Raw genomic sequence first — 24,381 nt, 5'->3', positions numbered from 1 at the left:
AAATCCTCCTTTCTGCATACCCTCTATTTTTTAACAGATGCTTGAACTCTTACAAAACTATTTTTAGCACCAGGAATTGATCCTTTTACTAAAAGAATGTTCTTTTCAGCATCCACTTTAACTACTTCAAGATTTTGCAAAGTCACAGTTTCTGAACCCATGTGTCCAGGTAATTTTTTTCCTTTAAATACACGATTTACAATGGCACCCATTGAACCTGGCTTACGATGATAATGAGACCCGTGACTCTTAGGACCTATTCGCTGTCCATGTCTTTTGATAGCACCTTGAAACCCTTTACCCTTTGAAGTTCCTGTAACATCAACAAACTCACCTTCAGCAAATATGTCTGCTTTCACTTCTTGCCCTACTTCATATTCGCTTGAATTAATTCCGCGAAATTCTTTCACGTAGCGCTTAGGTGTTGCGTTTGCTTTTTTCGCATGACCCTTTTCAGGTTTAATTGCGTTATTTTCTTTTTTATCTCCGAAACCAAGTTGGATCGCTTCGTACCCATCCGTTTCAAGATCCTTCTTTTGAAGAACTACGTTTGGCCCAGCTTCAACAACAGTTACAGGGATTACGATCCCTTCTGGTGTGAAAACTTGAGTCATACCTAATTTCTTACCTAAGATACCTTTCGCAGTCATTTTGACACCTCGTTTCTAAATGTAAAGTTACGTTTAATATTATAATTTTATTTCAATATCCACACCGGATGGCAAATCCAGACGCATAAGTGCATCTACTGTTTGCGGCGTTGGATTCACAATATCGATCAGACGTTTATGTGTACGCATTTCAAATTGTTCTCTTGAATCTTTGTATTTGTGGACAGCTCTTAAAATAGTAACAATTTGTTTCTCTGTCGGTAATGGTATCGGACCAGAAACACTTGCACCGGAACGCTTAGCTGTTTCAACAATTTTTTCAGCAGATTGATCTAACACTCTATGATCATACGCCTTTAATCGAATTCTAATCTTTTGCTTTGCCATTCAAATTCCCTCCTTCTATCGCCCAAATTTTTAATCGGACCTACTCCGTGAAAATATCCTAACACATGACTCATGGCAAAGGAGCCGTGTGTGTCAGCAACCTCTCACATCATCGCACTGTCGCAGACCAACTCCAATATTATATAAAATATACATACAAATTGCAAGTAAAATCTTTTAATATATCTAGAAAAATGAAATTTTATTCTTTCTACCATCATATTTTTAAAACTTTTCTAAAAGAATGATAGAAAAAAGTCCTTGTCAATTATGACAAGGACTTAGATCTAAAAGAATATTTTTTATTACTTTTCGATCGTTGCTACCGCACCAGCACCTACTGTACGTCCGCCCTCACGAATCGCGAAGCGAGTACCTTCTTCGATTGCGATTGGGTTAATTAATTCAACTGTTACAGTAATGTTGTCACCAGGCATAACCATTTCAGTACCTTCTGGAAGTTCAATGATACCAGTTACGTCAGTTGTACGGAAGTAGAATTGAGGACGGTATCCAGTAAAGAATGGCTTATGACGTCCACCTTCTTCTTTAGTTAATACATATACTTGAGCAGTAAACTTTGTGTGTGGATTAACGGATCCAGGTTTAGCTAATACTTGACCACGAACAATGTCAGCACGATCAACACCACGAAGCAATGCTCCAATATTGTCACCTGCTTGAGCTGAGTCAAGAAGTTTTCTAAACATTTCAACACCAGTAACCGTAGTTTTCTTAGTTTCTTCTTCGATACCTACGATTTCAATTTCTTCACCTACAGTTACAGTACCACGCTCAACACGACCAGTAGCAACTGTACCACGACCTGTAATTGAGAATACATCCTCAACAGGCATTAAGAAAGGTTTGTCAGTTTGACGTTCAGGTTCTGGAACATACTCATCAATGATTTTAAATAATTCAATGATTTTTTGTCCGTACTCACCATCTGGATCTTCTAAAGCTTTTAATGCAGATCCTTGAACGATTGGAGTATCGTCACCAGGGAATTCGTATTCGTTTAATAGATCACGAATTTCCATCTCTACTAACTCTAATAACTCTTCATCTTCAACCATATCACATTTGTTCATGAATACTACAATGTAAGGTACGCCAACTTGACGTGAAAGTAAGATGTGCTCACGAGTTTGCGGCATTGGACCGTCTGCTGCAGATACAACAAGAATCGCTCCATCCATTTGTGCTGCTCCAGTGATCATGTTTTTAACATAGTCAGCATGTCCAGGGCAATCTACATGTGCATAGTGACGATTTTCAGACTCATACTCAACGTGGGAAGTTGCGATTGTAATACCGCGTTCTCTTTCCTCAGGAGCATTATCAATTTGATCAAATGCTTGAGCTTCTCCTCCACCGTAAGTTTTAGTTAATACAGTAGTGATCGCTGCTGTTAAAGTAGTTTTACCATGGTCAACGTGACCAATAGTACCAACATTTAAATGTGGTTTATTACGTTCAAATTTAGCTTTAGCCATTTTAAATTTTCCTCCTCAAATCATTCAATAATATTTATTTATATTTATTATGCACCTTGGTTTTTAGCAGCAATTTCTTCTGCTATAGACTTAGGTACTTCTTCATAATGAGATAATTCCATAGAGTAAGTTCCACGACCTTGTGTCTTAGAACGTAGTGTTGTGGAATATCCAAACATTTCAGATAAAGGTACTTTAGCGCGGATTACTTGTGCACCAGCACGTGTATCCATACCTTCTACACGTCCACGACGAGAGCTTACATCACCCATAATATCACCCATATATTCTTCAGGTACAGTAACTTCGACCTTAAAGAGTGGTTCTAGGATAACAGGGTCACACTTTCCTTTTGCTCCTTTTAATGCCATGGAACCTGCAATTTTAAATGCCATTTCACTTGAATCGACATCATGGTACGAGCCATCAAATAAAGTAGCCTTTACATCAACAAGTGGATAACCAGCTAGCACACCACTTTGCATAGATTCTTCGATACCGTTTTGAACTGCAGGAATATATTCTCTTGGAACTACCCCACCGACAATTTTGTTTTCAAATACAAAACCTTCACCTGGTTCAAGTGGAGTAAATTCAACCCACACGTGACCAAATTGTCCACGACCACCAGATTGACGTACAAATTTCCCTTCAACTTTTGCCGCAGTTTTAAATGTTTCTCTATAAGCAACCTGCGGTTTACCTACATTCGCTTCTACTTTAAACTCACGCATAAGACGATCTACGATAATTTCAAGGTGAAGTTCACCCATTCCTTTAATGATCGTTTGACCTGTTTCCTCATCCGTTTCTGTTTTAAAAGTAGGATCTTCCTCAGCTAATTTAGCTAATGCGATACCCATTTTATCTTGGTCAGATTTCGTTTTTGGCTCAATTGCTACTGAGATAACTGGATCAGGGAACGTCATAGATTCCAGAATAACTGGACTCTTCTCATCACTTAATGTATCTCCTGTAGTAGTATCTTTTAAACCAACAGCTGCTGCAATATCTCCTGCATAAACAGTGCCTACTTCTTCTCTACTGTTTGCATGCATCATCAAGATACGCCCAACTCTTTCACGTTTTCCTTTTGTCGTATTTAAAACATATGAACCTGAATCCAATGTTCCTGAATACACACGGAAGAACGTCAACTTACCAACAAACGGGTCAGTCATAATCTTAAATGCAAGTGCAGAGAAAGGTTCTTCATCAGAAGACTTTCTAACAACTTCTGTACCGTCTTCTAGCTCCCCACTAATAGCAGGAACATCGATAGGAGCAGGTAGATAGTCAACAACTGCATCTAAAACTGCTTGAACTCCTTTGTTCTTATAGGAAGAACCACAAAGTACTGGTGTGATTTGAACATCTACTACACCTTTTCGAAGGGCTGCTTTTAGCTCTTCAACTGTAGTTTCTTCTCCCTCTAAGTATTTCATCATCAATTCTTCATCTAGCTCGGAGATTTTTTCAATCATTTCCGTACGAAGCTCTTCTACTTTATCTGTTAAGTCTGCAGGTATTTCTGATTTCTCAATCTCTTTACCTAAATCATCTTTATAGATCCAAGCTACATTTTCAATGAGATCTACAAACCCTTGAAAATGATCTTCTGCACCAATTGGGAATTGAATAGGTACTGCATTTGCTTGAAGTCTTTCACGCATTTGTGCAACGGCACCTTCAAAATCAGCACCAATGATGTCCATTTTGTTCACATATGCTATACGTGGAACTTTATAGCGGTCAGCCTGACGCCAAACGGTTTCAGATTGTGGTTCAACTCCACCTTTTGCACAAAATACACCAACTGCTCCATCCAATACACGAAGGGAACGTTCTACCTCAACAGTAAAGTCAACGTGTCCCGGGGTATCAATGATGTTAATGCGGTGATCTTTCCACTGAGCTGTTGTAGCAGCAGAGGTAATTGTAATACCGCGCTCCTGCTCCTGTTCCATCCAGTCCATTGTCGCTCCACCTTCGTGAACCTCACCAATTTTGTGAGTACGACCAGTGTAAAACAATATACGTTCTGTAGTAGTGGTTTTACCAGCATCAATATGTGCCATGATCCCAATATTACGTGTATCTTTTAAGGAGAATTCTCTAGTCATTATATAATCTCCTTTCATAAGTTCATATTAATATTACCAGCGATAGTGAGCAAATGCTTTATTTGCTTCCGCCATTTTATGAGTATCTTCACGTTTCTTCACTGAAGCACCAGTATTGTTACTAGCATCCATAATTTCAGCAGCTAAACGCTCTTCCATTGTTTTTTCTCCGCGAAGACGTGAATAATTTACTAACCAACGTAGTCCTAATGCAGTACGTCGCTCAGGCTTCACTTCTATCGGTACTTGATAGTTTGATCCACCAACACGACGAGCTTTAACTTCTAGAACTGGCATGATGTTTTTGATTGCTTGCTCAAAAACTTCCATTGGATCGTTACCAGTACGATCTTTAACAATGTCAAATGCATTATATAAAATTGACTGGGCAACACCTTTTTTACCATCAATCATAATTCTATTGATTAATCTTGTTACAAGCTTACTGCTATATATAGGATCAGGTAATACATCTCTACGAGTTACAGGTCCTTTACGAGGCATGGTCATCCTCCTTTCCAAGTAGTTTCTTTTGATGTGATATAATTATGATTTCGGTCTTTTAGCACCGTATTTTGATCTTCCCTGTTTACGATCGTTAACACCTGCTGTATCTAAAGCACCACGAACAATATGATAACGAACCCCCGGAAGATCTTTAACTCTACCACCGCGCACTAAAACAACACTGTGCTCCTGTAAGTTGTGACCAATACCAGGTATATAAGCAGTAACCTCAATACGATTTGTAAGACGTACACGAGCATACTTTCTCAAGGCTGAGTTTGGTTTTTTCGGTGTCATCGTTCCTACACGCGTACAAACTCCACGTTTTTGAGGTGCACTTAGATTAGTTTCTTCTCTTCTTAGCGCATTATACCCTTTCTGTAAAGCAGGTGATGTTGATTTTACAACTTTTGCTTGACGTCCTTTTCTAACTAATTGATTAATTGTTGGCATTCCCGCACCTCCTTCCTAAAATAGTAACTGGAAATATTGATTGTTATGTCCACAGATCCAGGTGGTTCAAAAATGAACAAAGGAAATGTTTTTGTCCGCCCTTGGTCTATCAATTAGTAAAACCAAAGGCAAACAAAAACATAGTATTAGTCGTTTATTACGGCTGCTACAGCAGCACCAACTTCAATTCCACAAGCTTTTCCAAGCTGTTTCATTGAGTCTACATAAATAATGTTAACGTTCATATCCTTACAAAGCACAATTACTTTGGCCGTCACTTTTGGATCTGCATCTTTCGCTACGTATACTTCCGTGGCACTGCCACGTTCGACCACTTTTAAAGTCTGCTTTGTGCCTATCGATAAACGATTAGCCTGCGTTACTTTTTCATAAGACATTAATTATCCTCCAAAGTATCAGGAAATTTGTTTTTGGCACACTTGAATATAATATCACCTGAAAAAAACATTGTCAATATTATTTTCACTCTACCGTTACTGTTTCTTTAAGTGATTCTTCTAGCTCTTCATTTTCACTGGTTTGATCGACAATTTTGACATTGCGATAACGATTCATTCCTGTACCTGCAGGAATCAATTTTCCAATGATAACATTTTCTTTAAGCCCTAGCAGCTGATCCACCTTACCTTTAATAGCTGCATCAGTTAGAACTCTTGTTGTTTCTTGGAATGATGCTGCAGATAAGAAGGAATCAGTTTCTAAAGAAGCTTTTGTAATACCTAAGAGTACTGGTTTTGCTACTGCTGGTTCCAGATTAGAGAACAACGCTTTTTTGTTTTCCTCTTCATATTCATGAACATCTGTAAAAGATCCAGGAAGCAATTTTGTATCACCTGACATCACGATACGTATTTTTCTAAGCATTTGACGAACCATAACCTCAATGTGTTTATCGTTTATTTCAACACCTTGATTACGATACACACGCTGTACTTCTTGTAGGATATAGTTTTGTACTCCTTGAATACCTTTAATGCGCAACATTTCTTTAGGATCGATAGACCCGTCCGTTAACTCATCTCCAGCTTCAATTTGCTGATCTACAGCTATTCTCATTCTAGAGCCATAACTTAAAGTGTATACCTTAGATTCCGCGTCACCTTCAATTTCAACTTCACGACCATCTTTAACCTCGCGAATATCTTTCACAACGCCATCTATTTCAGAAATGAGCGCTTGACCTTTCGGATTTCTAGCTTCAAACAACTCCTGAATACGAGGTAAACCTTGTGTAATATCATCTCCAGCAACTCCACCTGTATGGAAAGTACGCATCGTTAACTGTGTTCCTGGTTCACCAATGGATTGAGCTGCTATAATCCCAACTGCTTCTCCGATTTCTACATTAAACCCAGTAGCTAAGTTGCGACCATAACATTTTTTACAAACACCATGGCGTGCTCTACAGCTTAAAACAGAACGAATTTGCACTTTTTCAATTCCTGCTGCAATGATTTCTTGTGCTTTTTTATCGTCAATCATGTCATCACGTTTAACGATGATCTCGTTTGTTTCTGGGTGACGTACTGTTGCAAATGCATAACGTCCCTCGATACGATCATACAGATTTTCGATAACTTCTTTACCATCTTGTATTTTCGATACCAAGAAACCTTTATCGGTTTTACAACTATCTTCACGGACAACTACATCTTGTGCCACATCAACTAATCGACGAGTTAAGTACCCTGAATCTGCTGTACGTAATGCAGTATCAGCAAGACCTTTACGAGCACCATGCGTAGAAATGAAATATTCTAATACAGTTAATCCTTCACGGAAGTTAGATTTGATCGGCAATTCATGAATATGTCCTGATGGATCTGCCATCAATCCACGCATACCGCCTAATTGAGTAATCTGAGATTTATTACCTCTGGCTTTGGAATCAACCATCAAAGTTATATTATTAAATTTATCAAATTTACTCATCAATATCTCAGAAAGATCATCCTTCGCTTTACTCCAAATCGCAATGATACGTTCATGTCTCTCATCTGGTGTAATCAATCCACGACGATACTGCTTCATTACGGTTTCTACTTTATCTTCATTCTCTTTCATGAGCATATGCTTCTCTTCAGGAACTGTAACATCTGATACTGCAATTGTAATTCCTGCTTTTGTAGAGTAAGTAAACCCAATTTCTTTTATTTTATCTAAAATAATCGAACTTTGTGTCGTTTTATACTCTCTAAAACATTCTGCGATGATATTACCTAAATAATCTTTCCCTATGCCACCAACAGTTGGTAAGCTTTTAATGTATTCTCTTACATTTGTCCCTTTTTCATAAATAAAGTATTCATCTGGTGTTTTCTCTAAATTTCTTTTCGTTGGTTCATTTATGAATGGGAATACACTTGGAAAAATTTCATTAAATATAATTTTTCCAACCGTTGTGACTAAAAGAGCATTTTGTTGCTTTTCTGAAAGGTTCTCTTTTCTTAATGCCTTAACAGGAATAGCAACTCTTGCATGTAAAGATACGTGTTCCATTTGATAAGCAGAAATGGTTTCATGAACTGTTCTGAAAATCCTTCCTGATCCCTTGGCTTCTGGATTATCAATCGTTAAATAATACGTACCTAAAACCATATCCTGAGATGGTGTTACCACAGGTTTGCCATCCTTCGGATTCAAAATATTACCTGAAGCAAGCATCAATATTCTAGATTCAGCTTGAGCTTCTGCAGATAATGGAACATGGACTGCCATCTGGTCCCCATCAAAATCGGCATTATACGCTGTACAAACTAATGGGTGTAATCTGATCGCCTTTCCTTCAACTAAAATAGGTTCGAAGGCTTGAATCCCTAATCTGTGCAACGTAGGTGCACGGTTTAGAAGAACAGGGTGTTCTTTGATTACATCTTCTAGAACATCCCATACATCTGGACTTACTTTTTCTACTTTTCGTTTCGCGCTTTTTATATTATGAGCAAACCCTTTACTAACCAGCTCTTTCATGACGAAAGGTTTGAACAATTCCAATGCCATTTCTTTCGGAAGACCACATTGATACATTTTCAAGTAAGGTCCAACAACGATTACAGATCGACCTGAATAGTCAACCCTTTTACCTAAAAGGTTCTGACGGAAACGACCTTGCTTCCCTTTTAACATATGGCTAAGAGACTTTAATGGTCTATTTCCAGGGCCTGTAACCGGTCTACCACGGCGACCATTATCAATCAACGCATCCACTGCTTCTTGCAACATACGTTTCTCGTTCTGAACGATGATATCCGGTGCACCTAAATCTAGAAGTCTTTTTAAACGGTTATTTCGGTTTATCACTCTGCGATATAAATCATTTAGATCTGAAGTCGCAAATCTACCACCGTCTAACTGTACCATCGGGCGAAGTTCAGGTGGAATGACAGGCAACACATCCAAAATCATCCACTCTGGGTCATTCGCTGAGTTTCGAAAAGCCTCCAACACTTCCAATCGTTTTACTGCTCTGTTTCTTCTTTGACCTTGAGCGGTTTTAAGCTCTTCTTTTAGTACACTGATCTCTTTGTTGACATCTAAACTTTGTAAAAGTTTCTTTATAGCTTCTGCACCCATACCTGCATGAAAACCGAAACCATACTTTTCACGATAACTACGGTACTCTTTTTCTGATAGCAGTTGTTTTTTCTCAAGTGGAGTTTCACCGGGATCTGTAACAACATAGGATGCAAAATAAATAATTTCCTCTAAGGATCTTGGAGACATATCTAATGCAAGGCCCATGCGGCTAGGAATCCCTTTAAAATACCAAATATGAGATACTGGTGCTGCTAATTCAATGTGTCCCATACGTTCACGACGTACTTTAGCACGAGTGACTTCAACTCCACAACGATCACATACTACACCTTTATAACGTACTCTCTTATACTTCCCACAATGACATTCCCAATCTTTTGTAGGTCCAAAGATTTTTTCGCAAAATAGCCCTTCCTTTTCAGGCTTTAGTGTTCGATAGTTGATCGTTTCAGGTTTTTTCACCTCTCCACGAGACCATGAGCGTATTTTGTTCGGTGAAGCTAATCCAATTTTCATAAATTCAAAGTTATTAACGTCCATCAAGGAGCGACCCCTCCTTTATAGTGTTTTTTAATTAATCCACATTCACTTCAGCACCTTCAATTTGAAGGCTTAACTTATCCTTGTTTGAATCCTCATCTTCTTCATCTGATTCTTTCAAATCAATCTCTTCTTCGTTTTCAGTTAACATTTTTACATCCATTCCTAAACTTTGAAGCTCTTTGATTAAAACTTTAAAGCTTTCTGGAATACCAGGTTCAGGAACATTCTCACCTTTGACAATGGATTCATAGGTTTTCACACGACCTACAACATCATCCGATTTTACAGTTAAAATTTCTTGTAGTGTATAAGCTGCACCATAAGCTTTCAGTGCCCATACTTCCATCTCACCAAAGCGCTGACCACCAAATTGTGCTTTACCACCCAATGGTTGTTGTGTAACCAAGGAGTAAGGTCCAGTAGAACGAGCGTGAATTTTATCATCAACCATATGCGCAAGTTTAATCATATACATTACACCTACAGTAACTTCACGTTCAAACTGTTCACCTGTACGACCATCATACAATTTTGTTTTACCATTACGTTGCATGCCAGCTTCTTCCATCGTATCAAATACATCCACTTCGGTTGCCCCATCAAAAACTGGTGTTGCAACATGTATACCAAGATACCTAGCTGCCATACCCAAGTGAACCTCAAGCACCTGACCGATGTTCATACGTGATGGAACACCTAGAGGATTTAATACAACTTGAACTGGTGTGCCATCTGGCAAGAAAGGCATGTCTTCCTCTGGAAGTATTCTTGCAATAACACCTTTGTTTCCATGTCGACCTGCCATCTTATCCCCTTCGGAGATTTTACGTTTTTGAGCTATATATACTCTAACTAGTTGATTCACTCCTGGTGGAAGCTCATCCCCATTTTCACGGGTAAACACTTTCACGTCTACTACTATACCATCTGTACCATGTGGTACTCTTAGTGAAGTATCTCTTACCTCTCGTGCTTTTTCTCCGAATATAGCATGAAGCAATCTCTCTTCTGCTGTAAGTTCTGTTACTCCTTTTGGCGTTACCTTTCCTACTAAAATATCTCCAGCAGAAATCTCAGCACCTACACGAATAATGCCTCGTTCATCTAGATTTCTTAATGCATCCTCACCAACGTTAGGAATATCTCTAGTGATTTCCTCAGGACCTAGTTTTGTATCACGAGCTTCTGATTCGTATTCTTCTATATGAACTGAGGTATACACATCTTCTTTCACTAGTTTTTCACTTAAAAGAATCGCATCCTCATAGTTATAACCTTCCCACGTCATAAAGGCTACGACAACGTTTTGACCTAAAGCTAATTCACCTTTTTCAGTGGAAGGACCATCCGCTAAAATGTCTCCTACCTTAACCGGCTCTCCTACTTTCACAATCGGACGTTGATTAATACAAGTCCCTTGGTTTGAGCGTAAGAATTTATGGATTCTATGACGAATTAAATCTCCATTTACTACTTTTCCATCTATCGTTTGTTGTTGTCTTACTAAAATTTCGTTAGCCGAAACTTTTTCAATAAATCCATCATGTTTTGAAACGATACAAACCCCTGAATCCTTAGCTGCTTTATGCTCCATTCCTGTACCTACAAATGGAGATCTTGGAATCAACAATGGTACAGCCTGACGTTGCATGTTCGATCCCATCAATGCACGGTTTGAATCGTCATTTTCAAGAAACGGAATTAATGCGGTAGCAACAGACACGACCTGTTTTGGAGATACGTCCATATAATCAACACGTTCTTTAGGCATAGTCTGAATATTATCCGCAGATTTATTGTAACGAACAATGATCATATCATTTTCAAATGTACCATCTTCATTTAGCTTTGCATTCGCTTGTGCTACTACATAGTTATCTTCTTCATCCGCTGTCAAGTAATCTATTTTATCAGTTACTTGACCAGTTTCTGGGTCTACCCAGCGATAAGGAGCTTCAATGAAACCAAATTCATTCACTCTAGCAAACGTTGAGAGTGAGTTAATTAAACCGATATTAGGTCCCTCAGGAGTTTCTATCGGACACATTCGTCCATAATGAGAGTTATGAACATCTCGAACCTCAAAGCCTGCACGTTCTCTAGTTAAACCACCTGGTCCTAGAGCAGAAAGACGTCTCTTATGAGTTAGCTCTGCAAGTGGATTTGTTTGGTCCATAAATTGTGACAACTGTGAACTACCAAAAAACTCTTTTATTGAAGCAATGACAGGACGAATATTGATCAACGCTTGTGGTGTGATCGCGTTTGTATCTTGAATGGACATCCGTTCTCTTACAACTCTTTCCATTCTAGATAACCCAATACGGAATTGATTTTGTAAAAGCTCTCCGACAGAACGAAGTCTACGATTCCCTAAATGGTCAATATCATCTGTATGTCCAATACCATGCAACAGATTGATGAAGTAGTTGATAGATGCGATAATATCAGCCTGAGTAATGTGTTTTACATCCTTCTCAATATTTCCATTTGAAATGACTTTTACTACTTTTGCATCTTCAATAGGTGAAAACACATTAATCGCTTGAATTGGTATCGTATCTTCATCTAATACTCCAGTGGAAACACTATATTCTCTAAAACCTACACTTTTTTCCAATTTTGCCATTATGGAATCAAGTAGTCTACGATCAACAACCTGACCTGCTTCTGCAATAATTTCTCCAGTTTCCTGATCAATTAATGATTCAGCCAGTCTCTGATTGAACAAACGATCCTTGATATGCAGCTTTTTATTAATCTTGTATCTTCCTACATTTGCAAGGTCGTATCTTCTCGGATCAAAAAATCGAGAAATCAACAAACTTTTAGCATTCTCTACAGTAGGTGGCTCACCTGGTCTTAATCTCTCATAAATCTCTAAAAGCGCTTTATCAGTATTTTCAGTATTATCTTTTTCAAGGGTATTACGAATATACTCGTCTTCACCTAATAAATCGATAATTTCCTGATCTGAGCTAAATCCAAGCGCTCTTAAAAGAACCGTTACCGGTATTTTACGAGTACGATCAATACGAACATAAATAATATTTTTAGCGTCTGTTTCTAGCTCAAGCCAAGCTCCACGATTGGGAATTACGGTTGTGGTGAACGCTGGTTTCCCATTTTTATCAGGTTTTGTACTAAAATAAACACTTGGAGAACGAACAAGCTGACTGACAATAACACGTTCAGCACCATTAATGATGAATGTACCTGTTTCTGTCATAAGTGGAAAGTCTCCCATGAAAACTTCCTGTTCTTTCACTTCTCCTGTTTCTTTGTTTATTAAACGAACTTTCACTCTAAGCGGTGCAGCGTATGTCACATCCCGCTCCTTAGCATCATCAACATTATACTTAGGTTCTCCTAAGCTATAGTCAATAAACTCTAATACTAAGTTTCCAGTGAAATCCTGAATAGGAGAAATGTCGTGAAACATTTCACGTAAACCTTCCTCAAGAAACCATTGATATGATTTCCTTTGAATCTCGATTAAATTTGGAACCTCCAACACTTCACTAATCCTTGCATAACTTCTACGCTCGCGTCGTCCTAATTGAACAAGTTGTCCTGCCAAACTATTTCACCTCTCATGCAATTGACCTATAACAACACAACAAAATCACCTTTCGATGACTATTCGAAGATGTCGTCGAATCCTTATCCTTAAAGAAAAACAAGAAAAGCCCTATCAAGCAAAATTTTAAAAATTGCAGATTCAGGCAGCTTCCAGAATATAAGTTGTAGTAGCCAAGATATTTCTCCGTGTGATACACTTATCCATATAAAGTAGATTTTTTCCTAAAATCTTAACATTATACGTAGAAAGAGAAAAAAATATTCATAATTTTTATCTTGACATTTTAATGAACTAAAGAAATTACGCCCACTTTAATTCTGACATTTACCTATCATACCATATTGATAAGTAAAGGTCAAATGTTTTATGAATAATTTTTTATTTTATCCTTTTTTGGCTCTAAATATTTTGTAACCCTTTTTCTTTGAGACTTCCTCCACTGTTGAAAATAAAATTTTCAGTTTCTCTAATGCTGAAGGTGCCCCTTGTTTCTTTTGTATTACTACCCACAGTGATCCACCATCTTTCAATCTTTGAGCAGCACCTGAAAAAATAGAATATACAACCTCTTTTCCAGCTCTTATAGGTGGGTTCGTTAAAATCACATCAAATTTCTCATTATTTTCTAACGAACTATATATATCACTCTGTAATAGTTTAATATTAGAAATTTCATTAAGCTTTGCATTTTCACTAGCCAACTCTATCGCTCTTTGATTAACATCTATCAACGTCACTTCAGAAGTTTTTTCTAAAGAAGCTGCACATATCCCTATTGGACCATACCCGCAACCCACATCTAAAATTTTACTGTCACTTGGAATATTCATATGTTCTATTAATAACTTAGAACCAAAGTCAATCATATTTTTAGAGAATACACCTGCGTCAGTATAAAATTTAAACTCTTTACTTCTCAATGATACATGAATAACTTGTCGATTACTCTGTACTGATGGATCTTGAGTGTAATAATGCTCAGCCATCCCATTTCTTCCTTTCAATTAAAAGAAACCCCCTCGAAGAAATTTCCAAAGGGGCTTCCAAGAAGTTCTACTTCAATTCTACTGAAGCACCAGCTTCTTCAAGTTTAGCTTTAAGAGCTTCAGCGTCATCTTTAGCTACGCCTTCTTTAATCGGAGCAGGAGCACCATCAACTAATGCTTTTGCTTCTTTCAAACCTAATCCAGTTGCTTCACGAACTGCTTTGATTACATTGATTTTAGATGAACCAGCGCTAGTTAAGATTACATCAAATTCTGATTTTTCCTCAGCAGCATCTCCACCTGCAGCACCACCAACTACTGCAACTGGTGCAGCAGCAGTAACACCAAACTCTTCTTCTATTGCTTTAACAAGATCATTTAGTTCTAATACACTCATACCTTTAATTGCTTCTAAAATTTGTTCTTGACTCATGAGTAAACCTCCATAATTTTATTATAATTTAATTTCATTTCATTTAATTTGATATAGTTTAAGCTTCTTGTACTTCTCCATTTTCGTCTTTATCTGCAACAGCTTTAACAGCAAGAGCAAAGTTGCGAACTGGTGCTTGGAGCACGCTAAGCAACATAGATAATAGACCTTCTCTTGATGGTAAAGCAGCAAGAGCATTAATTTGATCTACAGATACAACTTGACCTTCAAGAATACCCGCTTTAATTTTTAAATTTTCGTTCTTTTTAGCGAAATCTGATAAGATTTTAGCTGGTGCAATTACGTCTTCCTTACTAAACGCAATAGCGGTAGGGCCAACAAAATGGCCATTTATACTCTCAAAATCTGATCCTTCAGTCGCACGTCTAGCTAAGGTGTTTTTTATAACACTAAATTCTACGCCTGCTTCACGAAGAGATTTTCTAAGTTCAGTTACATCCGTAACATTCAACCCACGATAATCTGCAACAACAGTACAAGCATTTTTTTCAAACTTTTCTTTCACTTCAGCAACAACTTGTTGTTTTTGCTCAAGTACTTTTGCATTAGCCAAATTTCACACCTCCAATAATTAAAATAAATAAGAAAAACCTTCGTAGACTTTACGAAGGCAGGATAACGTAAATTTCAATGATAAGAAATTTCAATTTATCACATCACCTCGGTGGGATATTAAGCCTCACATTAAAAGGCACCAACTGTCTACGGATCAATATATTCATTTTTGATTGATTACAATAGGTTCAAGATTATCAGAACGATCAATACATGTCAAGACCACATCTAATTACTGTCATTAGTAATTATTTGTAAGCTTGTGTATTTACCTTCACACCAGGACCCATTGTTGAAGAAATGGAAACATGTTTCAAATATGTTCCTTTTGCAGATGCTGGCCTAGCTCTTAATAATGAATTCATTAATGAATCAAGGTTTTCACTTAATTGTTCTGCACCAAAAGATGCTTTTCCAATTGGAGCATGAACTTGACCTTGTTTGTTTAAACGAAATTCAATTTTACCAGCTTTAATTTCCTTAACTGCTTTCTCAACATCAAAAGTTACTGTACCTGCTTTCGGATTTGGCATTAGACCTTTACCACCAAGCAAACGACCTAATTTACCAACTTCACTCATCATATCTGGTGTAGCCACACAGACATCAAATCCAAACCAACCTTGTTGAATTTTGTTGATCATATCTTGATCACCAACAAAATCAGCACCAGCAGCTTCTGCTTCTTTGGCTTTCTCACCTTTTGCAAAAACTAATACTGTCTTTGTATTACCAGTACCATGCGGAAGTACAGTGACTCCACGAACAGCTTGGTCTTGTTTCTTAGGGTCAACACCCAGACGAATTGCAACTTCAACTGTTTCATCAAACTTCGCAGTTGCTGATTTCTTCACTAATTCAACTGCTTCAGCTGATTCATATAATTTTTCACTATCAATCAGTTTAGCAGCTTCTGTATACTTTTTACCTTTTTTAGCCATGATGTATTTTCCTCCTATTGTGGTATTAACGGATAATCCTCCCACGAATTCAAAACTAATAATTAGTCCTCTACTACAATACCCATACTTCTAGCTGTACCTTCAATCATAAGCATTGCTGCTTCCACATCCGCAGCGTTTAAGTCAGCCATTTTTGATTCTGCAATTTCACGCACCTTATTGCGTTTTACCGTAGCAACCTTAACTTTGTGTGGTTCTCCAGAACCTTTCTCAATCCCTGCAGCTTTCTTTAACAATACTGCTGCTGGTGGAGTCTTGGTGATGAATGTAAATGAGCGATCCTCAAACACAGAAATTTCAACTGGAATAATTAATCCAGCTTGTTCTTGCGTACGAGCATTAAACTCTTTACAAAATGCCATGATGTTAACTCCTGCTTGACCTAATGCTGGACCTACTGGAGGTGCCGGGTTAGCTTTACCAGCTGGAATTTGCAACTTTACTTGTTTAATCACCTTTTTTGCCATGCGTAACACCTCCTTGCTGTAATTTCTATAAGTTTGGTACTTATACTTTCTCCACTTGATCAAACTCAAGCTCTAACGGAGTTTCTCTACCAAACATATTTACGAGGACCTTAATTTTGTTTTTGTCTGGCATAATATCCTCAATTGTTCCGACAAAATCAGCAAACGGACCTACTTTCACTCTGATATTATCTTTAATATCAAAGTCAAATATAGGGCTTGGCTCCTGAATGCCCATATGTTTAAGAATGGATTCTGCTTCATCAGGTAATAAAGGAGATGGTTTAGAACCAGCACCTGCTGAACCAACAAAACCAGTAACACCTGGTGTATTACGAACAACATACCAAGAATCATCTGTTTGTACCATTTCTACTAAAACATATCCAGGATATACTTTACGTTGAACTGTTTTCTTTTTGCCGTCTTTGTTCACTACTTCTTCCTCAACAGGAACAAGCACTCTGAAAATCTTGTTTGTCATATTCATTGATTCTACGCGTTTTTCTAAATTCGCTTTGACCTTATTTTCATACCCTGAATAAGTATGCACAACATACCAACCTTTGTCCATATCCATATTCACCCTATGACTCTGATCCAAAGAATAATTCGATTAGACCAGAAATACCTAAGTCTAGTACGTAAAAATAAAGTGTTACGAAAAGCACAGTCGATATGACAACAATCGTATAACTAATTAATTCTTTCCGTTTTGGCCAGCGCACTTTTTTAAGTTCAGACCAGCTGCCTGAAAAAAATGAAAAGGTTGAGCCAAAACCTTGTTTGATCCTATTAATGACTGCCACAGTAAACACCTCCAAAAACTACCTAGTTTCACGATGAACCGTATGCTGATTGCAATGACTGCAATATTTCTTCATCTCCATGCGGTCAGGGTGGTTTCGTTTGTTTTTGTTTGATGTATAATTTCTACGTTTACAAACTGTACACGCAAGAGTCATAATCACCCGCATGATGTCACCTCCCGAGACAACTTTTCGTTATCCATGTCTATTATGTCTATGTTAACATATACGCGTAACAAAATAAGGCTACCCAAAAAAATTTATCACAATGAATAAACCATGTCAAGGAAAAGGTAACAAAAAGATGATATTATCCATTATTCTCATTCACTCTTAATAATAAACAATAAACATCATATTAACACAACTTATCCAAAAGGGTATGTGGTTATACTAGAGAAAACTTAAAAAAGCACCGTTATGTATACTATAAGGATGCTTAGTAGTTTATTGATTTAATTCTCTTACTTCTAAATATCTTTCTAATTTTCTTTTCACTCTCTGTAAAGCATTATCGATAGATTTTATGTGTCGATCTAAATCCAATGCAATATCTTGATAAGATCTACCATCTAAATATAACATCAACACTTTACGTTCTAAATCACTTAAAATTTCGCCCATTTTATCTTCAAGACCACTAAATTCTTCTTTATTAATCATTAATTCTTCTGGATCAGTGACCTTAGATCCACAAATAACATCTAACAAAGTTCTATCAGATTCTTCATCATAAATAGGCTTGTCCAAAGAAATATAAGAGTTTAATGGAATATGTTTTTGTCTAGTAGCCGTTTTTATTGCGGTAATAATTTGTCTTGTGATACATAATTCAGCAAATGCCTTAAAGGAAGCAAGTTTATCTCCCCTAAAATCACGAATAGCTTTATAAAGTCCTATCATGCCTTCTTGAATAATATCTTCCCGATCAGCTCCTATTAAAAAATAGGATCGCCCTTTAGCTCTCACAAAGTTTTTGTATTTATTGATTAAGTATTCTAGAGCAATATTGTCGCCTTCTCGGACCGATTCGACAATTTCTTCATCCGTTTTGAGGTAATACTCGTGCAACTTTTCGTTGAGGTCAACGCTCACTATAATCCCTCCGGTCCTGCAAGGATACTGTCAAATTTTGAGATTTTACTGTAAAATTAGATAAAAATAGTATACATGATTACTAGTAAAACCGTCAACCACTTGCCTTTATTGAATTTCCCTTTTTAGAAAAATTGTTACTTTTCTCCCCTGCGCCACTTTTCGAAAATATCTTTCACATCACTAGATAATTTACTATCAAATGAATAGCTGCTTTTTTTGGTATGTTTTGTTATTTTTTTCTCTACTTTCTTTCTGCTCTCTTGAATATCCATCCATAATTCTCTGGCAGATCTTCTCAATGCCCCTTTACCAAAAGTTACACGTTGTTCTACATAGTCTGAAGTAGCAACATGTATATCTCTTTTTCGATGGGACAACTCTGTAACTAACCTTTCAATACATTCATCTGCAGTTTCTTTTTCTTTTGTATAGATGACTTTTATTTTGTAATTCTTCTCTTTCACACCAATTCCAGGAACTTGATGAGCATCAAATACAACGATGATTTTCATGCCTGAATATCCTTGATAATCAGCTAGCATTTTAATTAACTGATTGCGTGCTTCTTCTAAACTTGTCTCAGATGTTTTTATAAGTTCGGGCCAGGACCCGACCATATTATAACCGTCCACAATCAAATATTCTTCCATCATCTTTCACTCTTCTTAATGTCGCTGCCGAACTACTTCATACATAATGACACCAGCTGCAACGGAAGCATTAAGAGAATTAATCTGACCGTACATAGGAAGTTTAATTAAAAAATCACATTTTTCTTTAATTAATCTCCCGATTCCCTTATGTTCATTACCGATGACAATACCTATTGGAAGAGTTAAATCGGTTCGATATAAATTATCTTCTGCTGAAACATCTGCCCCAGCAATCCATATCCCTTGTTTTTTTAATTTATCAATTGTTTGTCCTAAATTTGTAACTCTTGCAACAGGGATATGTTCCATTGCTCCAGCAGAAGTTTTAGAAACAGATGCTGTTAAACCTGCAGAACGTCTCTTAGGAAGAATTACTCCATGCACTCCTGTACAATCACAAGAACGCAAAATGGAACCCAAATTATGAGGGTCTTCGATTTCATCAAGGATAAGAATAAGTGGAGCTTCATTTTTTTCTGCAGCGGCTTTAAGAATATCATCTACTTCTGCATATTGATATGATGCTACCTGAGCTACTACTCCTTGATGTTTTATACCTGGAACCATTTGATCTAACTTTTTCTTATCTACATACTGCAAAATTGCACCAGAAGTTTTTGCTTCTGTTACTATAGGTTGGATGGATGATTTTTGTGCTTGATCAGAAATCCATATTTTATGAATGGATCTTTGAGAACGTATTGCTTCTAAAACAGAATGTTTTCCTGCTATATATTCTGCCTCCATTGGTATCTCCCTTTCTAAGTAGAAGTTCACATTTATATTCTTTTTTCATAATCATCTATAATCATTTTTAGCAATTGACTCAACCGATCATGCTGCTGTTTATAATATAAGTATCCGATTAAACATTCAAACGCAGTACTATGACGATAATCCAATACATCCGCATTTTTTGGGATGGATGCAGATTTAGCGTTACGACCCCGTCTTACAATATCTTGTTCCTCTTCACTGAGATGTGGAAGCCATATTTTCAAATATTGAGCTTGTGCTTTTGCTGAAACAAACTTGGTTGCTTCATGATGCAAATGATTCGGTTTATGATGGGAACGTGAAATTAAATACATACGTATATAGGTATCATATATCGCATCCCCTAAATATGCTAGTACAAGTGGATTTAATAAATTAGGTTCTTTGTTTGGCGAAAAAGAAAAAAGAGGCTGGTTTTGTTCAAATTGACTCACTTTCTTCTCCAACGCATTCCCTGTGGTGTATCTTCTAATATAATCCCCTGTTGTTGTAATAAATCTCTTATTTCATCCGCCCTTGCCCAATTTTTACTCTTCCTCGCTTCCATACGTTCTTCGATAAGATTCTCAACCTCTTCATCTAATAAATCATTGTTTTCCTCAGTGAATAGACCTAATATAGCGTTCATTTCATTAAAAACACCCTTTAACCGTTGTAAGTTGGCTTGAATGACTTGCTCTTGATTTAGATATTGATTCGTTTCACTCACTAAATCAAACATGGATGTAATAGCATCTGCTGTATTAAAATCATCCTGCATCCGCTCATGGAAGCTCTCTTCAATAAGACTGATTTTTTGTTCTAAATCTTGTTCAACATTGTTATCATCATTCGTATTTTTTAATCTATAATTTAAATTTGAAATACAATTGTGTATTCTAATTAAGCTCTGTTCTGCTTGTTCCATAATCTCATCTGAAAAATTAAGTGGATTCCTATAGTGTGTGCTTAATATAAAATAACGAATCACTTCCCCACTATATTTAGAAAGCAGCTGAGTAACATTTATCCCATTACCAAGTGACTTCGACATTTTTTCATTATTAATATTTACATAACCATTATGAAGCCAATACTTAGCAAGAGGAGCATGATGAACAACTTCAGATTGCGCAATTTCACATTCATGATGAGGAAATTGTAAATCCTGTCCTCCACCGTGGATATCCATAGTTTTCCCTAAAAATTTACTTGCCATTGCTGAACATTCAATATGCCAGCCAGGTCTTCCGTCTCCCCATGGACTTTCCCAAAATACCTCCCCTGGCTTTGCTTTTTTCCATAATACAAAATCTTGAGGATTTTCTTTTCTCTCATCTACTTCAATTCTTTTGCCATATTGAAGCTCTTCTATTTTTTGATGAGATAACTTTCCGTATTCTGCAAATTTATTTGTTCTATAAAACACATCCCCATCATTTGCATAAGCATAGCCATCATCTACTAACTTAGCAATAAATGCTATAATTTCTTGCATGTTTTCAGTAACACGAGGATAACCGGTTGCTTGCTTGACACCAAGATTTTTAGAATCTTCAAGATATGCCTCAATAAACTGTTCTGCTACTTCCGATACAGGTTTTTTCATTTCATTAGCTTTTTTAATAATCTTATCATCCACATCCGTAAAGTTTATGATATAGTCAACCTCATATTTTAAAGTTTCTAAATACTTTCTAACTACATCAAAAAAAATGAGTGGTCTAGCGTTTCCAATATGAATATAACCGTAAACAGTAGGTCCACATACATACATCTTTACTTTCCCATGTTCTATAGGCTGGAACTCTTCTTTTTTACGTGATAATGTATTAAAAACTTTTAACGCCATCGTCCTTTTTACCTCCACTTTTTTTTACCGCTTCTAATTCATTTTTTAATGTGTCAATCTCAGATTGTAATTTGAGACAAATATCATAAACTGGGTCTGGAAGATTGCAATGATCTAACTTATTTATTCTAACTCCATTTTGCTTCACTATCCTTCCAGGAATCCCAACAACCGTACTATGCTCGGGAACTTCCTGCAGCACAACCGCATTGGCACCTACTCTTGAATGATCACCAACTTTAAAGGAACCTAATATTTTAGCACCTGAGCTGATAACTACATTATTTCCTATTGTAGGATGTCTCTTTCCTTTTTCCTTTCCTGTTCCACCTAATGTTACACCTTGATATAAAACTACATCATTCCCAATTTCACAGGTTTCTCCTATAACAACACCCATGCCATGATCTATAAACAATCTTTTTCCAATAGTAGCACCCGGATGAATTTCAATTCCAGTTAAAAAACGGTTGATTTGAGAGATGATGCGGGCAATTGTTAAAAGTTTTCTTTTGAAAAACCAATGTGCAATTCGATGTGACCACAACGCATGTAACCCAGAATAAGTAAAAATAACTTCAAAAACACTACGGGCAGCTGGGTCGTTATCAAATACAGCACGCACATCAGACCTGATTGTTTCAAACATGATGTCAATTCTCCTTTCATAAATTAAAATGTAAAAATTAAGATATATAAAATTTCCTATTGAAATCTGGTTTAATACTTACAATTCCCAATAAAAAAGCCTCTGTAGCATGTTTGCTACAGAGACGTAAAGTACGCGGTTCCACTCTGTTTGGAAAAAACAATAAGTTTTTCCCTCTCAAAACTCGTAACATGAGCCAATCGTCACAGCCTAAATGTCTTTCAGCTGCAAAGCTCACAGGTGCACTTCATTCTAAGAATTGAATTGGATAACTCGCAGCCAGAGCTTATGCTCATGATTACCCTTCTCTGATCATTCTTTCTTAAAATTACTTTCCTGATCAACGCTTATATTTCCTCAAATTATGAGGTTATTATCATATTTATCACAGTATAACGAATTTTCAAGCAGAAAACAATGAGTCTAATGCCTGAAGTCTTTGAATTACTTTGTCTTTACCTAATAAAAAGATGGTCTGATTTAAATCAGGTCCATGAATTTGCCCAGTTATTGCTGCACGGACAGGCATAAACAATTGTTTTCCTTTAAATCCAGTTTCTTTTTGGACATTTTTAAGCAGTTTTTTAATCACATCTGCTGCAAATTCCTCAGTTTGTTCCAATTGGTAAATGAAACTTTGTAAAACTACAGGCACTTGCTCTTCTTTTAAAATCTGCTCTGCATCTTTCTCTATCTTATATTCTTCTTTAAAAAATAATTCAGATAACTCTACAATTTGTGCTCCAAAGTCTAGTTTTTCTTTTAAAAGTGCAATCACATCTGTAACCCAATTCAATTCCTCTTCATCTAACGTTTCAGAAATATACCCGGCCTTCTGTAAATGAGGCAATGTCAAGTTTACAACAGTAGTAAGTTCAGCATTTTTAATGTAATGATTATTCATCCAGTTTAATTTATTCGTATCAAAAACAGCTGGGCTTTTAGATAAACGAGCAGGGTCAAATAGGTTAATTAACTCCTCTTTTGAAAAAATTTCTTCCTCTCCTTCTGGAGACCAGCCTAATAAAGCAATAAAATTAAATAATGTCTCTGGTAAGAATCCTAAATCATGGTATTGCTCAATAAATTGAATGGTTGATTCATCACGTTTACTTAATTTTTTTCGCTGTTCATTTACGATTAAAGTCATATGCCCAAAAATAGGTGCTTCCCATCCCAATGCTTCATAAATCATTAACTGTCGTGGGGTATTGGATATATGATCATCTCCCCTTAATACATGCGATATTTTCATCAAATAATCGTCTATAACAACAGCAAAATTATAAGTAGGAATGCCATCTTTCTTTACGATTACAAAATCACCTGTATCACTGGAATCAAATGAAACAGTTCCTTTAACAATATCATCAAAGGTGTAAGTTTGATCTATTGGCACTTTAAAACGAACACTAGGGATTCTTCCCTTATTCTCTAATTCTTTTTTATCTTCCTCTGACAGATGTTTACACTTTCCAGAATACTTTGGCATTTCACCAGATGCTTTTTGCTGTTCACGTTCTGCTTCTAGTTCTTCCTCTGTACAGTAACATGGATATGCTAAATCTCTATCTAAAAGACGCTGCCAATATTTTTTATAAATTTCAAGACGTTCAGTTTGACGGTAAGGACCATAACCACCATCTTTATCAATGCTTTCGTCCCAATCTAACCCTAGCCAAGCCAAGTTTTTTAATTGACTGGCTTCTCCACCTTCTACATTTCTTTTTAAATCTGTATCTTCGATTCGCACAATAAATTTCCCATTTAAACTGCGTGCAAATAAATAGTTAAATAGTGCAGCCCTGGCATTACCTATATGTAAATGTCCAGTTGGACTAGGTGCATAACGAACACGAACTTCTTCTCTAGACAT

General features: G+C 36.7%; 24 protein-coding genes and 2 other annotated features. All 24 genes read right to left on the bottom strand.

Annotated elements, in window-relative coordinates:
* Positions 1-23 precede the first annotated feature (23 nt).
* The gene (gene rplC, locus ERL59_RS15600; RefSeq protein ID WP_160647161.1) at positions 24-650 is read right to left on the bottom strand and encodes a 50S ribosomal protein L3; all 627 of its coding nucleotides are present in this window, start codon (positions 648-650) and stop codon (positions 24-26) included.
* 39 nt (positions 651-689) lie between these two features.
* The gene (gene rpsJ, locus ERL59_RS15595; RefSeq protein WP_160647160.1) at positions 690-998 is read right to left on the bottom strand and encodes a 30S ribosomal protein S10; all 309 of its coding nucleotides are present in this window, start codon (positions 996-998) and stop codon (positions 690-692) included.
* A 305-nt stretch (positions 999-1,303) separates the two neighbouring features.
* Entirely contained in the window at positions 1,304-2,497 is a 1,194-nt protein-coding gene (gene tuf, locus ERL59_RS15590) for an elongation factor Tu (protein WP_160647159.1), read from the bottom strand.
* 47 nt (positions 2,498-2,544) lie between these two features.
* Positions 2,545-4,620, bottom strand: coding sequence for an elongation factor G (gene fusA / locus ERL59_RS15585; protein WP_160647158.1), 2,076 nt, complete (start codon positions 4,618-4,620; stop codon positions 2,545-2,547).
* A 33-nt stretch (positions 4,621-4,653) separates the two neighbouring features.
* On the bottom strand, positions 4,654-5,124 hold the full coding sequence (rpsG, locus tag ERL59_RS15580; protein WP_160647157.1) for a 30S ribosomal protein S7: 471 nt from the start codon (positions 5,122-5,124) through the stop codon (positions 4,654-4,656).
* 42 nt (positions 5,125-5,166) lie between these two features.
* Positions 5,167-5,580: a 30S ribosomal protein S12 gene (gene rpsL / locus ERL59_RS15575; protein ID WP_160647156.1), complete on the bottom strand. Its 414-nt coding sequence runs from the start codon at positions 5,578-5,580 to the stop codon at positions 5,167-5,169.
* A gap of 146 nt (positions 5,581-5,726) precedes the next feature.
* Positions 5,727-5,978: a 50S ribosomal protein L7ae-like protein gene (locus tag ERL59_RS15570; protein WP_160647155.1), complete on the bottom strand. Its 252-nt coding sequence runs from the start codon at positions 5,976-5,978 to the stop codon at positions 5,727-5,729.
* 85 nt (positions 5,979-6,063) lie between these two features.
* Positions 6,064-9,681 (bottom strand): DNA-directed RNA polymerase subunit beta', encoded by a 3,618-nt coding sequence (gene rpoC, locus ERL59_RS15565; protein WP_160647154.1) that lies wholly within the window; start codon positions 9,679-9,681, stop codon positions 6,064-6,066.
* Positions 9,682-9,712: 31 nt separating this feature from the next.
* Positions 9,713-13,261 (bottom strand): DNA-directed RNA polymerase subunit beta, encoded by a 3,549-nt coding sequence (rpoB, locus tag ERL59_RS15560; protein ID WP_160647153.1) that lies wholly within the window; start codon positions 13,259-13,261, stop codon positions 9,713-9,715.
* A gap of 386 nt (positions 13,262-13,647) precedes the next feature.
* Positions 13,648-14,268, bottom strand: a complete 621-nt coding sequence (locus ERL59_RS15555) for a class I SAM-dependent methyltransferase (protein ID WP_328699960.1) — start codon at positions 14,266-14,268, stop codon at positions 13,648-13,650.
* A gap of 49 nt (positions 14,269-14,317) precedes the next feature.
* On the bottom strand, positions 14,318-14,683 hold the full coding sequence (gene rplL, locus ERL59_RS15550; protein WP_160647152.1) for a 50S ribosomal protein L7/L12: 366 nt from the start codon (positions 14,681-14,683) through the stop codon (positions 14,318-14,320).
* A 58-nt stretch (positions 14,684-14,741) separates the two neighbouring features.
* Complete coding sequence (gene rplJ / locus ERL59_RS15545) at positions 14,742-15,257, bottom strand: 50S ribosomal protein L10 (protein ID WP_160647151.1); 516 nt, start codon at positions 15,255-15,257, stop codon at positions 14,742-14,744.
* A 21-nt stretch (positions 15,258-15,278) separates the two neighbouring features.
* Positions 15,279-15,430, bottom strand: a sequence feature (ribosomal protein L10 leader region).
* A 77-nt stretch (positions 15,431-15,507) separates the two neighbouring features.
* Positions 15,508-16,200: a 50S ribosomal protein L1 gene (gene rplA / locus ERL59_RS15540; RefSeq protein ID WP_160647150.1), complete on the bottom strand. Its 693-nt coding sequence runs from the start codon at positions 16,198-16,200 to the stop codon at positions 15,508-15,510.
* 62 nt (positions 16,201-16,262) lie between these two features.
* Positions 16,263-16,688 carry a 50S ribosomal protein L11 gene (gene rplK, locus ERL59_RS15535; protein WP_160647149.1) on the bottom strand — a complete coding sequence of 142 codons (426 nt, stop codon included), beginning with the start codon at positions 16,686-16,688 and terminating at the stop codon, positions 16,263-16,265.
* A gap of 40 nt (positions 16,689-16,728) precedes the next feature.
* A complete protein-coding gene (gene nusG / locus ERL59_RS15530) occupies positions 16,729-17,262 on the bottom strand; it encodes a transcription termination/antitermination protein NusG (RefSeq protein WP_160647148.1) in 534 nt (177 codons plus the stop codon).
* 13 nt (positions 17,263-17,275) lie between these two features.
* Entirely contained in the window at positions 17,276-17,497 is a 222-nt protein-coding gene (gene secE / locus ERL59_RS15525) for a preprotein translocase subunit SecE (RefSeq protein WP_160647147.1), read from the bottom strand.
* Positions 17,498-17,515: 18 nt separating this feature from the next.
* Positions 17,516-17,665: a 50S ribosomal protein L33 gene (gene rpmG, locus ERL59_RS15520; RefSeq protein ID WP_160647146.1), complete on the bottom strand. Its 150-nt coding sequence runs from the start codon at positions 17,663-17,665 to the stop codon at positions 17,516-17,518.
* Between the two features lie 279 nt (positions 17,666-17,944).
* Positions 17,945-18,592: an RNA polymerase sporulation sigma factor SigH gene (sigH, locus tag ERL59_RS15515; protein ID WP_160647145.1), complete on the bottom strand. Its 648-nt coding sequence runs from the start codon at positions 18,590-18,592 to the stop codon at positions 17,945-17,947.
* A 137-nt stretch (positions 18,593-18,729) separates the two neighbouring features.
* Positions 18,730-19,245 (bottom strand): NYN domain-containing protein, encoded by a 516-nt coding sequence (locus ERL59_RS15510; RefSeq protein WP_407925725.1) that lies wholly within the window; start codon positions 19,243-19,245, stop codon positions 18,730-18,732.
* A 15-nt stretch (positions 19,246-19,260) separates the two neighbouring features.
* Positions 19,261-19,995 (bottom strand): 23S rRNA (guanosine(2251)-2'-O)-methyltransferase RlmB, encoded by a 735-nt coding sequence (gene rlmB / locus ERL59_RS15505; protein WP_160647143.1) that lies wholly within the window; start codon positions 19,993-19,995, stop codon positions 19,261-19,263.
* Positions 19,996-20,027: 32 nt separating this feature from the next.
* Positions 20,028-20,459, bottom strand: a complete 432-nt coding sequence (locus ERL59_RS15500) for a Mini-ribonuclease 3 (protein ID WP_160647142.1) — start codon at positions 20,457-20,459, stop codon at positions 20,028-20,030.
* Positions 20,456-21,856: a cysteine--tRNA ligase gene (gene cysS, locus ERL59_RS15495; RefSeq protein ID WP_160647141.1), complete on the bottom strand. Its 1,401-nt coding sequence runs from the start codon at positions 21,854-21,856 to the stop codon at positions 20,456-20,458. The genes ERL59_RS15500 and cysS overlap by 4 nt, the downstream gene beginning before the upstream one ends.
* Positions 21,837-22,505: a serine O-acetyltransferase gene (gene cysE / locus ERL59_RS15490; protein ID WP_160647140.1), complete on the bottom strand. Its 669-nt coding sequence runs from the start codon at positions 22,503-22,505 to the stop codon at positions 21,837-21,839. The genes cysS and cysE overlap by 20 nt, the downstream gene beginning before the upstream one ends.
* Positions 22,506-22,622: 117 nt before the next feature.
* Positions 22,623-22,858: a binding site (T-box leader), on the bottom strand.
* Positions 22,859-22,908: 50 nt separating this feature from the next.
* Complete coding sequence (gene gltX, locus ERL59_RS15485; protein ID WP_160647139.1) at positions 22,909-24,381, bottom strand: glutamate--tRNA ligase; 1,473 nt, start codon at positions 24,379-24,381, stop codon at positions 22,909-22,911.

The sequence above is a fragment of the Chengkuizengella marina genome (assembly GCF_009910845.1).
In the GTDB taxonomy this organism is placed as follows: Bacteria; Bacillota; Bacilli; order Paenibacillales; family KCTC-33759; genus Chengkuizengella; species Chengkuizengella marina.
The sequence above is the reverse complement of the archived record's forward strand: the minus strand, read 5'-3'. Positions and strand labels throughout refer to the sequence as shown.

Bases quoted from the DNA above. Each gene is read 5' to 3' on its own strand.
- rplK (WP_160647149.1), bottom strand. From the start codon at position 16,688: ATGGCAAAAAAGGTGATTAAACAAGTAAAGTTGCAAATTCCAGCTGGT.
- fusA (WP_160647158.1), bottom strand. From the start codon at position 4,620: ATGACTAGAGAATTCTCCTTAAAAGATACACGTAATATTGGGATCATG.
- rplL (WP_160647152.1), bottom strand. From the start codon at position 14,683: ATGAGTCAAGAACAAATTTTAGAAGCAATTAAAGGTATGAGTGTATTA.
- rplA (WP_160647150.1), bottom strand. From the start codon at position 16,200: ATGGCTAAAAAAGGTAAAAAGTATACAGAAGCTGCTAAACTGATTGAT.
- rpsG (WP_160647157.1), bottom strand. From the start codon at position 5,124: ATGCCTCGTAAAGGACCTGTAACTCGTAGAGATGTATTACCTGATCCT.
- cysS (WP_160647141.1), bottom strand. From the start codon at position 21,856: ATGGCGTTAAAAGTTTTTAATACATTATCACGTAAAAAAGAAGAGTTC.
- rpmG (WP_160647146.1), bottom strand. From the start codon at position 17,665: ATGCGGGTGATTATGACTCTTGCGTGTACAGTTTGTAAACGTAGAAAT.
- nusG (WP_160647148.1), bottom strand. From the start codon at position 17,262: ATGGACAAAGGTTGGTATGTTGTGCATACTTATTCAGGGTATGAAAAT.
- tuf (WP_160647159.1), bottom strand. From the start codon at position 2,497: ATGGCTAAAGCTAAATTTGAACGTAATAAACCACATTTAAATGTTGGT.
- rplC (WP_160647161.1), bottom strand. From the start codon at position 650: ATGACTGCGAAAGGTATCTTAGGTAAGAAATTAGGTATGACTCAAGTT.
- gltX (WP_160647139.1), bottom strand. From the start codon at position 24,381: ATGTCTAGAGAAGAAGTTCGTGTTCGTTATGCACCTAGTCCAACTGGA.
- cysE (WP_160647140.1), bottom strand. From the start codon at position 22,505: ATGTTTGAAACAATCAGGTCTGATGTGCGTGCTGTATTTGATAACGAC.
- rlmB (WP_160647143.1), bottom strand. From the start codon at position 19,995: ATGGAGGCAGAATATATAGCAGGAAAACATTCTGTTTTAGAAGCAATA.
- ERL59_RS15570 (WP_160647155.1), bottom strand. From the start codon at position 5,978: ATGTCTTATGAAAAAGTAACGCAGGCTAATCGTTTATCGATAGGCACA.
- rpsL (WP_160647156.1), bottom strand. From the start codon at position 5,580: ATGCCAACAATTAATCAATTAGTTAGAAAAGGACGTCAAGCAAAAGTT.
- ERL59_RS15510 (WP_407925725.1), bottom strand. From the start codon at position 19,245: ATGGAAGAATATTTGATTGTGGACGGTTATAATATGGTCGGGTCCTGG.
- rpsJ (WP_160647160.1), bottom strand. From the start codon at position 998: ATGGCAAAGCAAAAGATTAGAATTCGATTAAAGGCGTATGATCATAGA.